The 12,929-nt window shown below is 68.7% G+C and carries 14 protein-coding genes and 1 tRNA gene; 4 read left to right on the plus strand and 11 right to left on the minus strand.

What is annotated here, in order from left to right:
* Window positions 1-13 precede the first annotated feature (13 nt).
* Together Q0833_RS16070 and infB are read left to right on the plus strand one after the other, a co-directional pair.
* Window positions 14-646, plus strand: coding sequence for an RNA-binding protein (locus Q0833_RS16070; RefSeq protein ID WP_298437323.1), 633 nt, complete (start codon window positions 14-16; stop codon window positions 644-646).
* On the plus strand, window positions 643-3,108 hold the full coding sequence (infB, locus tag Q0833_RS16075; RefSeq protein ID WP_298437326.1) for a translation initiation factor IF-2: 2,466 nt from the start codon (window positions 643-645) through the stop codon (window positions 3,106-3,108). Before Q0833_RS16070 ends, infB begins: the two co-directional genes overlap by 4 nt.
* A gap of 57 nt (window positions 3,109-3,165) precedes the next feature.
* On the opposite strand, the gene Q0833_RS16080 is transcribed toward infB, so the two are convergent.
* From Q0833_RS16080 to Q0833_RS16110, 7 genes are all read right to left on the minus strand, one after another.
* Window positions 3,166-3,708 (minus strand): hypothetical protein, encoded by a 543-nt coding sequence (locus Q0833_RS16080; RefSeq protein ID WP_298437329.1) that lies wholly within the window; start codon window positions 3,706-3,708, stop codon window positions 3,166-3,168.
* Between the two features lie 108 nt (window positions 3,709-3,816).
* On the minus strand, window positions 3,817-4,620 hold the full coding sequence (locus tag Q0833_RS16085) for a cytochrome c1 (RefSeq protein ID WP_298437332.1): 804 nt from the start codon (window positions 4,618-4,620) through the stop codon (window positions 3,817-3,819).
* Between the two features lie 12 nt (window positions 4,621-4,632).
* Window positions 4,633-6,003, minus strand: a complete 1,371-nt coding sequence (locus tag Q0833_RS16090) for a cytochrome b N-terminal domain-containing protein (protein WP_298437335.1) — start codon at window positions 6,001-6,003, stop codon at window positions 4,633-4,635.
* Window positions 6,004-6,016: 13 nt separating this feature from the next.
* A complete protein-coding gene (petA, locus tag Q0833_RS16095; protein ID WP_298437338.1) occupies window positions 6,017-6,580 on the minus strand; it encodes a ubiquinol-cytochrome c reductase iron-sulfur subunit in 564 nt (187 codons plus the stop codon).
* Window positions 6,581-6,723: 143 nt separating this feature from the next.
* Window positions 6,724-7,167, minus strand: a complete 444-nt coding sequence (locus Q0833_RS16100; protein WP_298437341.1) for a GNAT family N-acetyltransferase — start codon at window positions 7,165-7,167, stop codon at window positions 6,724-6,726.
* Complete coding sequence (locus tag Q0833_RS16105) at window positions 7,164-7,763, minus strand: glutathione S-transferase (protein WP_298437344.1); 600 nt, start codon at window positions 7,761-7,763, stop codon at window positions 7,164-7,166. The genes Q0833_RS16100 and Q0833_RS16105 overlap by 4 nt, the downstream gene beginning before the upstream one ends.
* A gap of 6 nt (window positions 7,764-7,769) precedes the next feature.
* Window positions 7,770-8,387 carry an FMN-binding negative transcriptional regulator gene (locus Q0833_RS16110; RefSeq protein WP_298437346.1) on the minus strand — a complete coding sequence of 206 codons (618 nt, stop codon included), beginning with the start codon at window positions 8,385-8,387 and terminating at the stop codon, window positions 7,770-7,772.
* A 67-nt stretch (window positions 8,388-8,454) separates the two neighbouring features.
* Here Q0833_RS16110 and Q0833_RS16115 point away from each other — a divergent pair, with 67 nt between their 5' ends.
* Window positions 8,455-9,372, plus strand: coding sequence for a DMT family transporter (locus Q0833_RS16115; protein WP_298437348.1), 918 nt, complete (start codon window positions 8,455-8,457; stop codon window positions 9,370-9,372).
* Here the strand turns inward: Q0833_RS16115 and Q0833_RS16120 are convergent.
* The 3 genes from Q0833_RS16120 to dapF all read right to left on the minus strand — a co-directional run bounded on the left by Q0833_RS16120 (window position 9,369) and on the right by dapF (window position 12,083).
* Window positions 9,369-9,875, minus strand: a complete 507-nt coding sequence (locus tag Q0833_RS16120; RefSeq protein WP_298437351.1) for a fasciclin domain-containing protein — start codon at window positions 9,873-9,875, stop codon at window positions 9,369-9,371. The genes Q0833_RS16115 and Q0833_RS16120 overlap by 4 nt on opposite strands.
* Before the next feature lie 143 nt (window positions 9,876-10,018).
* On the minus strand, window positions 10,019-11,281 hold the full coding sequence (gene mtaB / locus Q0833_RS16125; RefSeq protein ID WP_298437354.1) for a tRNA (N(6)-L-threonylcarbamoyladenosine(37)-C(2))-methylthiotransferase MtaB: 1,263 nt from the start codon (window positions 11,279-11,281) through the stop codon (window positions 10,019-10,021).
* Window positions 11,274-12,083 carry a diaminopimelate epimerase gene (gene dapF / locus Q0833_RS16130; protein ID WP_298437357.1) on the minus strand — a complete coding sequence of 270 codons (810 nt, stop codon included), beginning with the start codon at window positions 12,081-12,083 and terminating at the stop codon, window positions 11,274-11,276. Before dapF ends, mtaB begins: the two co-directional genes overlap by 8 nt.
* A gap of 86 nt (window positions 12,084-12,169) precedes the next feature.
* On the opposite strand from dapF, the gene Q0833_RS16135 reads away from it, so the two are divergent.
* Window positions 12,170-12,245: transfer RNA gene (locus Q0833_RS16135), tRNA-Lys, on the plus strand.
* Window positions 12,246-12,265: 20 nt separating this feature from the next.
* Here the strand turns inward: Q0833_RS16135 and Q0833_RS16140 are convergent.
* Window positions 12,266-12,865 carry a transglycosylase SLT domain-containing protein gene (locus tag Q0833_RS16140; protein ID WP_367274979.1) on the minus strand — a complete coding sequence of 200 codons (600 nt, stop codon included), beginning with the start codon at window positions 12,863-12,865 and terminating at the stop codon, window positions 12,266-12,268.
* Between the last annotated feature and the right edge of the window lie 64 nt (window positions 12,866-12,929).

Raw genomic sequence — 12,929 nt, forward strand, 5'->3', positions numbered from 1 at the left:
GCCCCGGATCGTCTTGAGCCGAGGTGGCAAAACGAAAGATCGCAGTGAGCCGGAACGCCGCTGCATCGTGACCGGCGAGACCGGCCCCAAGGCGGGGCTGGTCCGATTCGTGATCGGTCCCGACGACACGGTCTATCCCGACGTCGCGGGCAAGCTGCCGGGACGCGGGATCTACGTGTCCTCGGCGCGTGACCCCTTGGAAAAAGCGGTCGCCAAGCGCATGTTCGCAAAAGGGGCGAAGCGGCAGGTGGCCGTCCCCGAAGGACTGATCGAGACGGTCGAGGCCGCGCTTCTCAAGCGGCTGCAGGACGGCATCGCCATCGCGCGCAAGGCCGGCCGGGCCGTCGCGGGCTACGAGAAGGTGAAGTCCATGCTCATGGCCGAGCAGGCGCAGGTCCTGTTGCAGGCCGCCGATGGATCGGAGCGGGGCAAGGGCAAGTTGAGCACGCCGGAAGGGGGCCGCTGGATCGGATTCCTGACGGCAGACGAACTGGGTCAGGCGTTCGGCCGCGACCGCGTCATCCATGCCAGCGTGGCCGCTGGCACCTTGGCGCAACGTATTGTAGAGGATGCCGCAAGGCTCCAGGGCATCAGAAATGTGAACGACGGCAAACCGGCTGTCGAGAAGGATACTGGGAACGCATGAGCGATTCAGACGGCAAGAAACCCCTCGGATTGTCCGGTGGCGCGCGCAGCGGCACGGTGAAGCAGAGCTTCGCCCGCGGACGGACGAACAACGTGGTCGTGGAGACCAAGCGCAAACGCGTCAACGTGCCCAAGCCCGGCGCGCAGTCGGCGGCTGCAGTCAACGCGCAGGGCGGCAAGCAGGCCTCGACCACCAATGCCGAGATGGACCGCCGCCTGAAGGCGTTGCAGGCCGCCAAGGCCCGCGAGGCCGAGGACGCCGAGCGCCGCGCCCGCGAGGAACAGGAAGCCAAGGACGCCCGGGACCGGCGCCGTGCCGAGATCGAGGAGAAGGAGCGCGCCGAGAAGGAGCGCGAGGAGCTTCTCAAGCAGAAGGCCGAAGAAGACGAGCGCCGTCAGCGCGAGGCCCGCGAAGGCCGCGAGAAGCCTGCCGAACCGGCCGCCGCGGCTCCGCCCGCCGACAAGCCGGACCGGTCCCGCAATCTCGGACCCGATGCCCGTCCCGGCGGCAACGACGCGCGGCGCAAGCGCGACGACGATGGCGGCAAGCCCAAGGGCGACGGCGAGCGTCGCGGCGGCAAGCTGACCGTGAACCAGGCCCTGCGCGGCGGCGAGGGCGGGCGGCAGCGGTCGCTGGCCTCGATGCGCCGCAAGCAGGAGCGCCAGCGGCGCGGTGGCGGCGATAGCGGCCCGCAGGAGAAGGTGACGCGCACCGTTCAGCTTCCCGAGACGATCGTCGTCTCGGAGCTGGCGAACCGCATGACCGAGCGTGTCGCGGCCGTCGTGAAGGCCCTGATGCAGAACGGCATGATGGTCACGCAGAACCAGGTGATCGACGCCGACACCGCCGAACTCATCATCGAGGAGTTCGGCCACAAGGTGCAGCGCGTCTCGGAAGCCGATGTCGAGCAGGCCATCGAGGTCGAGGCCGACAAGGATGCCGATCTGAAGGACCGCGCGCCGGTCATCACGATCATGGGCCATGTCGACCACGGCAAGACGTCGCTCCTGGACGCGATCCGCAACGCCAAGGTCGTCGCGGGCGAAGCCGGGGGCATCACCCAGCATATCGGCGCCTACCAGGTCACCCAGAACGACAGCGTGCTGACCTTCCTCGACACGCCGGGCCACGCGGCCTTCACCTCGATGCGGGCCCGTGGCGCGCAGGTGACGGATATCGTGGTGCTGGTCGTGGCCGCCGATGACGCGGTCATGCCGCAGACAATCGAGGCCATCAATCACGCCAAGGCGGCGGGTGTCCCGATGATCGTCGCGATCAACAAGATCGACCTGCCGGCCGCCGATGCCAATCGCGTGCGGACGGAACTGCTCCAGCACGAGGTCATCGTCGAGGCGATGTCGGGCGAGGTGCAGGATGTCGAAGTCTCGGCCGCGACGGGCCAGGGGCTCGACCAGCTTCTGGAGGCCATCGCGCTGCAGGCCGAGATCCTCGAGCTCAAGGCCAATCCCGATCGCGCCGCGCAGGGCGCCGTGATCGAGGCGCAGCTCGACGTGGGCCGCGGCCCCGTCGCGACCGTCCTCGTGCAGAATGGCACGCTCAAGCGCGGCGACATCTTCGTCGTGGGCGAACAGTGGGGCAAGGTGCGCGCGCTGGTCGACGACCGCGGCGAGCGCGTCGACGAGGCGGGGCCGTCGGTGCCCGTCGAGGTGCTGGGTCTCAACGGAACGCCCGAGGCGGGCGACGTCCTCAACGTCGTCAAGACCGAGGCCGAAGCCCGCGAGATCGCCGAGTACCGCGAGCAGGCCGCAAAGGACAAGCGCGCCGCCGCCGGAGCCGCCACGACCCTCGACCAGCTTCTCGCCAACGCGAAGGCCGACGAGAGCGTGTCCGAACTGCCCATCCTGATGAAGGCGGACGTGCAGGGCTCGGCCGAGGCGATCATCCAGGCGATGGAGAAGATCGGCAACGACGAGGTGCGCGTCCGCGTGCTGCACTCGGGTGTCGGTGCCATCACGGAATCGGACATCACGCTGGCCGAAGCCTCGGGCGCGCCGGTAATCGGCTTCAACGTCCGGGCCAACGCGCCCGCGCGTGCGGCCGCGAACCAGAAGGGCGTCGAGATCCGCTACTACTCGGTGATCTACGACCTCGTGGACGACGTAAAGGCGGCGGCCTCGGGCCTGCTCTCGGCCGAGGTTCGCGAGAACTTCATCGGCTACGCCGAGATCCGCGAGACGTTCCGCGTCACCGGCGTCGGCAACGTGGCCGGTTGCCTCGTGACCGAAGGCGTGGCGCGCCGCTCGGCGGGCGTGCGCCTGCTGCGGGACAACACAGTGATCCACGAAGGGACGCTGAAGACCCTCAAGCGCTTCAAGGACGAAGTGAAGGAGGTCCAGTCGGGCCAGGAATGCGGCATGGCGTTCGAGAATTACGACGACATCCGCAAGGGCGATGTCATCGAGATCTTCGAGCGCGAGGAGGTCGAGCGCTCGCTCACCTGATCCGCGACGACACTGAACATTGCGACGGGCGCCCATCATCGGGCGCCCGTTTGCGTATCAGGACGTCTGTCGCGGCGGGCGGGCGCTGAAGATCGGGTGGACCTTGCCGGATTTCGCGGGCTTCGCGGGCGCGGTCGGCGCGTCGGGTTTGGTCGCCGAAAGCTTGGCGCGCGTGGGCGCGATGCCCAGCGACGGCGGCGCGGGGGGCACGTCGTCGAGCGGGGCGGGCTCGGGCGAGACCGCTTCGGGCACGGGGGCGGGCACGGGCCGCGGCGGCGCCTTCTCGGCGGCAGCACGCAGGGCAAGACGGGCGTCTGGGGCATGGCGGGCGCGGTCGCGCGTCAACTGGGCCATCTCGCGCATGGCCTCGGAGCCGTCCATCGTCGCGCGGGTCAAGGCCGCCACGCAGATCGCGATCAGTCCCAGCAGCATCAGGCCGAAACCCGGAAGCCCGGCTGCGATCCGGTCGAGTACCGTCGGCCCGCCCGTCATCGACACCCAGCCCGCGACGCCGATCCCGCCGATCGCGGCCAGCCAACCCAGCTTTTCGAGGATGGAGGCGATGGCGCGGCCACCGCGGTATCGGGAATCGTCGGACATGGGGCGCGACCTCCTATCCGCTACAATGCGCGTGGTCAGGCCGCGGTTGCCAACGAAAAGGGCCGCCCCCGAAGGGACGGCCCGAATTCCGCCGATGCGCGCGTCAGGTCATTCGGCCGGCGTGGTGCGCCGCGCCTTCACCGGCGCCCAGATGCGCTTGTTGGTGAGGTAGAGCAGCACCGACAGCACCGCGAGCATGATGATCGCGACGATGCCCATTTGCTTGCGCGCGGCGAGCTTGGGCTCGGCCGTCCACATCAGGAAGGCGGCGACGTCGGTCGCAATCGCCTCCATGTCCGTGGGCGCGCCGTCATCGAACTCCACGTCGTCGCCGTAGAGCACCGGGGCCATCGAGATCCAGCCGCCGGGGAAGGCGAGGTTCTCGTAGAGAACGGTGCCCGCCTCTTCCTTCTCCTCGCCGGTGTAGCCGGTCAGGAGCGAGGCGATGTATTCCGGGCCGCCCATGCCCTGCACGATCTGGTTGATGCCGAGGTTGTAGGGCCCGGAGAACCCGGCGCGGGCCTTGGCCATCAGCGACAGGTCGGGCGCGCCCACCGCGTTGTTGGCCGGGAACTTGTCCGGGTAGCTGGCGGCGCGGAAGTCGCCCTCGCCGCCATTCAGGGTCGGATCGAAGATCTCGTAGAGCTCGGCATAGGCCGTCGCCTGCTCGCGCGAGTAGCCGAGCCCGTGATCCGCCGCGAGGTCGCGGAAAGCCACGTACTGCAGGCCGTGGCAGGCCGAGCAGATCTCGGTATAGACCTTCAGCCCGCGCTGGAGCTGGTTCTGGTCGTAGGTGCCGAACGGTCCCTCGAACGGGAAGTCGAAATCCGTGACCTCGCCCGCGCCCCCGGCCGCGAGGGCCGCCGAGGTGGAGATTGCCAGGGCCGCGAAGGCCTTCGTGAGGATGTTCATCTATCCCTCTCCTTATTCGGCCGGGCTGGCGGCTTTTTCGCCGGGCAAGCGCTGGCCGGTTCCCGGTCCACCGTCGCTATCGGGTCCGTAATGCGCCGCGAAGTCTTCCTCGATGGTGGCGGGCCGCGGCAGCGGCTTCTCGATGACGCCCAGAAGCGGCAGGATCACCAGGAAATAGGCGAACCAGTAGGCCGAGGCGACAAGCGAGAGCGAGGCCCACGGCTCCTCGGCGGGCATGGAGCCCAGCCACATCAGGACGAAGAAGTCGAACACCAGAAGCCAGAACCACCACTTGAACATCGGGCGGTAGCGGCCGGAGCGGACCGACGACGTGTCGAGCCACGGCGCGAAGGCCATGATCGCGATCGCGCCGAACATCGCCAGCACCCCGAAGAACGCCGCGTCGATGATCCCGCCGGAGATCCAGCTGAAGAACATCACGATCCAGACGTCGGAGGTGAAGGCCCGCAGGATCGCGTAGAACGGAAGGAAGTACCATTCGGGCACGATGTGGGCGGGCGTCGCGAGCGGGTTCGCCTCGATGTAGTTGTCGGGGTGACCGAGATAGTTCGGCATGAAGCCGACGATGGCGAAGAACACCAAGAGGATCACCGCCAGCGCGAAGAGGTCCTTGATGACGAAATAGGGCCAGAACGGCAGCGTGTCCGCCTTGGCTTCGGCCTTCGAGGTGCGGCGCACTTCGACGCCGGTCGGGTTGTTGTTGCCGGTCGTGTGGAACGACCAGATCTTCACGATCGAGAGGCCGAGGATCAGGAACGGCATCAGGTAGTGCAGCGAGAAGAACCGGTTCAGCGTCGCGTTGCCGACCGCCGGTCCGCCCAGAAGCCAGGTCTGGAGAGACTCGCCTATGAACGGGATCGCGCCGAAGAGGCCGGTGATCACGGTCGCGCCCCAGAAGGACATCTGACCCCAGGGCAGCACGTAGCCCATGAAGGCCGTGCCCATCATGAGCAGGTAGATGATGATCCCGAGGATCCACGTGATCTCGCGCGGGGCCTTGTAGGAGCCGTAATAGAGGTTGCGGAAGATGTGCGCGTAGACCGCGACGAAGAACAGCGAGGCGCCGTTCTGGTGGATGTAGCGCATGGCCCAGCCGCCGCGGACGTCGCGCATGATGTGCTCGACCGAGGAGAAGGCCAGGTCGACATGCGGCGTGTAGTGCATGACGAGGATGATGCCGGTCACGATCTGCAGGACCAGCGTGAAGGTCAGGACGATGCCCCAGATCCACATCCAGTTGAGGTTCTTGGGGGTGGGGATCATCAGCGTGTTGTAGAGCAGCCCGATGATGGGGAGCCGCTTCTCGATCCACTTTTCGCCCTGCGTTGTCGGGACGTACTCGTCGTGGGGAATACCAGCCATCTGTGTCGCTCCCTCAGCCCAGTCGGATCGTTGTGTCGTCAAGGAATTCCACCGGCGGCACCGGCAGGTTGCGCGGCGCGGGGCCGCGGCGAATGCGTCCGGCGCTGTCGTAATGCGATCCATGGCAGGGGCAGAACCAGCCGCCGAAATCGCCCGCGCCGTCGCCCAGCGGCACGCAGCCGAGATGGGTGCAGACGCCCATCTGGACCAGCCATTCGCCCGACTCGCCGGTCGCCCGGTTCTCATCGGTGGCGGGGGCGTCGCTGTCGATATTGGCATTGTTGGCCAGGGGGTCGGGCAGATCCGAAAGCTCGACGCCGCGCGCCAGCTCGATCTCTTCGGGGGTGCGGCGGCGGATGAAGACCGGCTTGCCGAGCCAGAGCGCCGTCATCTGAGAGCCGGGCTCGAGGATGGAGACGTCGACGTCGATGGAGGACAGCGCCTCGACATCGGCCGACGGGTTCATCTGGTTGACGAGGGGCCAGACCGCGAAGCCCGTGGCGACGGCACCCATGCCGGCCGTCGCATAGTAGAGGAAGTCGCGGCGGGTTCCCGCATGATCGTCGGCGTGTGACACTCGGCCATCTCCCGTCTCAGGGTCCCGTCGGACCGTCTCTCGTTCGAATGCGTCCGCGGACGGGCCTATGGCCGCCGGAACACCCCGCGCCTCTTAGCGCAGGGGGGACAGGAAACGCCAGCGGACATTCGAGCGCAGGGCCGTCAGAGTTCGCGGGTCATATCCTGATGCGGGATGCCCGCGTCGTCATAGGTAGGGCCATGGGCGGCGAAGCCCAGCGCCTCGTAAAAACCCGTCACCTGAGACTGTGCGCCGAGGATCGCGCGCACGTAGCCCTCGGCCTGAAGATCCTCGAGAACGTCGCGCATCAGGATGGCCCCGAGGCCGGTGCCCCGTGCGCGCGGCAGGACCGCGACGCGCTGGATCTTGGCGGTGCGCGGTCCCTCCTCGGGCGTGACGTCCATGACGCGGAGCGTGGCGACGGGACCTTCGGCATCGGTGGCCAGCCAGTGGATGCATTCGGGATCGAGGCCGTCGACCTCGTCGGCGAGGCTGACGCCCTGTTCGTCGATGAAGACGGCCGCCCGGATGGCGAGCGCGGCGCCCAGGTCGTCGGTCCGGTTGATGGTGACCGGCCGCCGGGTCACGCCGGTCGCGTGGCCTGCATCGCGTCGCGCTCGGCGAAGCGGGCCTCCCATGCGGCGAGGGTGTCGCGGCCGTCGCGCCAGTTGCGGTCGCCATGCCGCAGGTCGAGATATCCCAGCGCGCAGCCGGTCGCGATCTGCGCCATGTTCAGCGGCCCCTCCAGAAGCGGCATCGAACGCGCCTCCATCGCGTCGAGCGAGCGTGCGATCTTGGTCCATTGCGCGTCGAACCAGTCGGGCCAGTGCAACGCCTCGGGCCGCAGACGCTTCTCGTAGGTGATGCCGACGGCGGCCTCCATCACGGCATGGGCATTGGCTTCGAGCGAGAGCACCTCCCAGAGACGGCTCTCGGGATAGAGATCCGCGCCGACCTTCTGGTCGAGGAACCGGCAGATCACCCGGCTGTCGTAGATCGCGGGGCCGTCCTCGCGCACGAGCGCCGGGATCTTGCCCGACGGGTTCGCCGCGTTCAGATCGGCATCGCCGCCCATCGGGTTCGCGGTCACGTCCCGGATGTCCACATCGTCCTGCCCCGTCTCGAGAATCAGGACGCGGCACGCCCGGACGAAGGGCGACGCGGGAGAGGAGAGGATCTGCATTCGGTCTTATCCTTCGGTTCGCATCAGCCGGGCCAGTTCGGGCAGGTCCGAGCCGATCTCGGCGGTTTCGATCGCGTCGGCCGCGCGCAGGCGGACCTCGTCGGGCTTGTTCTGCGAAAGTTTCCACGTTGCGGCGATGCTGTCCACGTCCATCCGCAGGGGCACGATCTGGCGCATCATCCGCTCGAGCACCTCGGGCGTCATCTTGTCGGCCGTCCATGGCATCTCGGGATTGGTCCGCGACTCGTAGGGTTCGGACTGCGCGTCGAGCGTCGCGCGCATCTCGCCAGGGTCGAGCCGCCGCAGGGGACCACGCAGATGGACCGCGACGTAGTTCCAGGTCGGGACCTGATCGTCGATTCCGTACCAGTTGGGCGAGACGTAGCCATCCGGCCCTGTGATCGCGATCACCGCGGGCAACCCGTCGCCCAACGCCCGCAGGATCGGGTTCGAGCGGACGAGGTGAAGCAGGACGTGGGAGGCATCCCCGGACAGGTGGACCGGGATATGCGACAGGAGCGGGCCGTCGGGGGCGTTGACCGCCAGCGTGCCGAAGGCGCGGTCGCGGATCAGGTCCAGCGTGCGGGCATCCGCATCGCTGCGAAAGGTGAGATTCGGATGCATGAGCGGGGCCTCCCTTCGGGTCGCGGCGGACCTTGCCGTGCGCCGGGGACGGGCGCAATCTGCCGCGATGGTGCCCGTCCCCCTGTCCCGCGCCGACCGCCAGGGGTCGGCCATCGCCCTGCGTCTGGCGGCGGCGGCCTTCGCCACAGGTCTGGGCTTTTGCGTCCACGGCGCGGCGACCCATGCCGAAACGGGCCAGATCGTGTTTCTGAGGGCCGCGCTGTCGCTGCCGCCGCTCCTCCTCTGGGCATGGCTCAGCGCGCCACCGCGCGACTGGCGGCCGCGTGCTCCGAAGAAGCACCTCGTGCGCGGGCTGGCGGGCGGGCTCGCGATGTTTCTGAACTTCTACGCGCTGGGGCAGCTTCCCGTGACCCATGCGCAGGCGCTGTCGTATCTCGCGCCCGTCCTCAGCATTCCGGCGGCCGTGATCCTCCTGGGCGAGCGTCTGACCGTGCGCACGGTACTGGCCGTATCGCTGGGCTTCGCGGGGATGATGGCCATGCTCTACACCTCCGTCGCGCGCCCCGACTGGGGCTGGGCGGAGCTTTCGGGCATGGCGGCGGGGATCGCCAGCGCGGGGGTCATGGCGCTGGTCCGGGTCCATATCCGCGCGATGACGGCGACCGAGACGACGATCTCCATCGCGCTCAGCTTCGCCGCGATCGGCACGGTGATCGGGTTCGCGGCGATGCTGGTGACCGGCTGGGTGCCGATGACGGCCGTCCTCTGGGCATGGCTCGGGGGTGCGGGGCTTCTCGGGGCGGCGACGCATATCACCGCGACCGAGGCCGTGGCGCGCGCGCCCGTCTCGACACTGGCGCCGTTCGATTATGCGGGGCTCGTCTTCGCCGTCATCCTCGATTTCGCGATCTTCGCGCATCTGCCGGGGCCCTGGGGCTGGCTCGGGATCGGGCTGATTGCTGCCGCCGGGCTGGTCACCGCGCTGGGCGGCCGCCCCGACGGCAGCGGGTTCCGCCTACGTTAGGGCAGAAGGACAGTGTCGATGACGTGGATCACGCCGTTGGAGGCGAAGACGTCGGGCGTCGTGACGGTCGCGCCGCCGACCTGAACGCCGCCGCCGGTGCCGTTCACGCGCAGCGACTGGCCGTTGACCGTGGGCAGGCTGCCATGCGCGCCGAGAAGGGACGAGGCCGGGTAATTGTTCGGCGCCACGTGGTAGGTGAGGATCGAACGGAGCGTATCCACGTTCTCGGGAAGCAGCAGGTTCTCGACCGTGCCCGCGGGCAGGGCCGCGAAGGCCGCATCGGTGGGCGCGAAGACCGTGAACGGTCCCGGACCCTTCAGCGTGTCCGCGAGGCCCGCGGCCGTCAGCGCGGCGGCCAGCGTGTTGAAGTCACCCGCGGCGACGGCTGTGTCCACGATATCGGCACGGCCGACATCGGCGGTCACGCAGCCGGTCAGCACGGCGGCGGAGGCGAGGCCGGCCCCGAGGGTCAGCACGCGGCGGCGGTTCATGGTGTGGATCATTTGGTCTCTCCCGGTTGCAGGATGCCCTTGGGGCACCGATTGATCGGGACATGGCGCGGTCGTTCGTGGCGTCGAACCCGGCGGCGGCAAGCCGCGCACACATCGGATCACTGCTGCGTGATCGCCCTCCGTCGGAGGCAGGCTCAGGCGGCGCGGAGGCGCCCTTCGGTGACGGCGGCGATCCGGGTGGGGACGATCTGGCCCACGGGGCGGTCGGTCTCGAAGACGACCTCGGCGAATTGCGGCGTCCGGCCCATGCGCCGGCTCTCCATCAGCACGGCGTGGTCGCGGCCCACCTGCGCGGCCAGGTGGCGGGCGACGGCCGCCTCGCCCGCGGCCCGAAGGCGCGCGGCGCGCTCCTTGATGAGGCGCCCATCGACGGCGGGCATCCGCGCCGCGGGTGTGCCCGCACGGGCGGAATAGGGAAAGACGTGGAGCCAGGTCAGGTCGCAGGCCTCGACCAGATCCAGCGAGTCCGCGAATTGCGCCTCGGTTTCGGTCGGGAACCCGGCGATGATGTCGGCTCCGAAGGTCATGTCGGGGCGCAGACGCCGGGCCGCCTCGCAGAAGCGGATCGCGTCGTCCCGCAGGTGCCGCCGCTTCATCCGCTTCAGGATCAGGTCCGACCCGTGCTGCAGCGACAGGTGGAGATGCGGCATCAGCCGAGCCTCCTCTGCGATGCAGCGCATCAGGGCGTCGTCCACCTCGATGCTGTCGATGCTCGAGATGCGCAGGCGCGGCACCTTCGTCAGGCGGAGGATGCGCGCCACGAGGTCGCCCAGCCGCGGCTGCCCCGGCAGATCCGCGCCCCAAGACGTCAGGTCCACGCCGGTCAGGACGACTTCCTCGTAGCCGCGATCGGCCAACCGCGCGATCTGGTCCACCACGACGCCCGCCGGAACGGACCGCGAATTGCCGCGCCCGTAGGGGATGATGCAGAACGTGCAGCGATGATCGCAGCCGTTCTGGACCTGCACATAGGCCCGCGACCGCGTGCCGAACCCGTCGATCAGATGACCCGCCGTCTCGGTCACGGACATGATGTCGTCGACCTGGACCGGCTCGGTGTCGCCGGTCGCGAGGCCCGCCCATGTGGACGGCTGCATCTTCTCGGTGTTGCCGATGACGTGATCCACCTCGGCCATGGCGGCGAAGCTTTCCGGGTCGGTCTGCGCGGCACAGCCGGTGACGATCAGCCGCGCATTCGGGTTCTCGCGGCGCAGCTTGCGGATATCCTGACGCCCCTTCCGCACCGCCTCGGCGGTGACGGCGCAGGTGTTGACGATGACCGCGTCGGTGAGACCCGCCTGCCCGGCCAGTTCGCGCATGGCCTCGGCCTCGTAGGCGTTCAACCGGCAGCCGTGATTCGACAGGATGGGCGCGGGGGCTCGGAGGTCGTCAGCCATGCCAGACCCCGTCGAACACATGGGCGGTCGGCCCGGTCATCCAGACGCCGTCCGCGCGCCAATCGACCATCAGCGTGCCACCGTCGAGATCGATGCGGACCGCGCGCCCCGTCAGGCCCCGGCGTGCGGCCGCGACGGCCACCGCGCAGGAGGAGGAGCCGGAGGCCAGCGTGACGCCGACGCCCCGCTCCCACACCCGCATCCGCAAATGATCGGGACCTACAAGATGCGCCAATTGCACATTGGTCCGCTCGGGAAAGAGGGGATGATGCTCGTGGGCGGAGCCGAAGGCGGCGAGGTCCACCGCCTCGGCATCGTCGACGAAGAAGGTGCAATGCGGATTGCCCATGCCCGTCGCGACCGGGACGCCGTCGATCGGCAGGTGCAGCGTGTCGACATCGCGCGCCAGCGGCACCTCTCGCCAATCCAGAAGGGGCGCGCCCATATTGACCGACACGCCATCGGGCGTCGCGCGGGCGTCGAGGCGGCCCCGCTCGGTCCGCAGCGTCATCGTATCACGGCCGCGCGCTGCGAGCTCGTGCGCGGCGATACAGCGGGTGGCGTTGCCGCAGGCCCCGGCCGTGCTGCCATCGGCGTTCCAGAAGGTCAGCTCGACATCGGCATCCGTCCCGTCGCCGATCAACGCGAGCTGGTCGAACCCCACACCGCGATGGCGGTCACCCATGGCGCGCGCGAGGTCGGCGTCGACCGCGTGGCCGTCGCGTCCGTCGATCACGACGAAATCATTGCCGAGCCCGTGCATCTTCATGAAGGGCAGGCCGGAGGGGCGCATGTCGGTCATCCGCGCGCCCTTACCACCCCGTCCGATACATTGGAAACACCCGCTTGACGCCTCCCCGACCCGGCTTTAGGTGCCGGGGCCGGAGAGGGCCGGTAGCTCAGCTGGTAGAGCAACTGACTTTTAATCAGTAGGTCCCGAGTTCGAACCTCGGCCGGCTCACCACTCCACCCCCGACATCGACGTCACGTGCAGGCTTCGGCGCCCAGAAGGCCCGCGAATCCCGTCGCGGGGACGCAGTCCGGCTCGGGCGGGGTCGTGATCAGCCGGCCATTCGCGTCGATCGGCGGCATCTGCGCCTCGCCCGCGTCGTAGCGCTGCCAGAGACCGCCGCGCAGGCCCGTCTCCTGCAAGAGACCCTGCCGCTTGGCCTCGTAGTAGAAGCCGCGGGCATACCATTGCACCGCCGTCGCCTCGTCCCCGCCTGACAGCATCCACGCGCCCCGCATGTAGCGCAGCGAGTATTTCAGGCCGGTATCGGCATCGAGAAGCTGGCTGGGATTGCCCTGCATCCCCATGTTGCGCGCGGTCGCGGGCAGGATCTGCATGATGCCGTAATAGGGCCCGCTGCGGGCTGCGGGGCGATAGTCGCTTTCGCGCTGGACGATCCGGTGCACGAGGCTGCGCGGCAAGTCGTAATGATCCGCCCACTTGTTGACGAGCACACGGATCTCGGGCGTCTCGCCGGGATAGAGCGCGGGCGCGGGCGGGGCGACCGGCTCGGGGTCGGGCGTGCTGACGCAGGCTGCAAGGGTCACGAGGAGGGCAACGAGAAGGAAACGCATGGCAGGACTTCGAGGCGGTTGATGACGCCGCCGGTCCTAGCGGCAGGCGCCGGGCTTCGGGAGT

It is taken from the genome of uncultured Jannaschia sp., from assembly GCF_947503795.1.
In the GTDB taxonomy this organism is placed as follows: domain Bacteria; phylum Pseudomonadota; class Alphaproteobacteria; order Rhodobacterales; family Rhodobacteraceae; genus Jannaschia.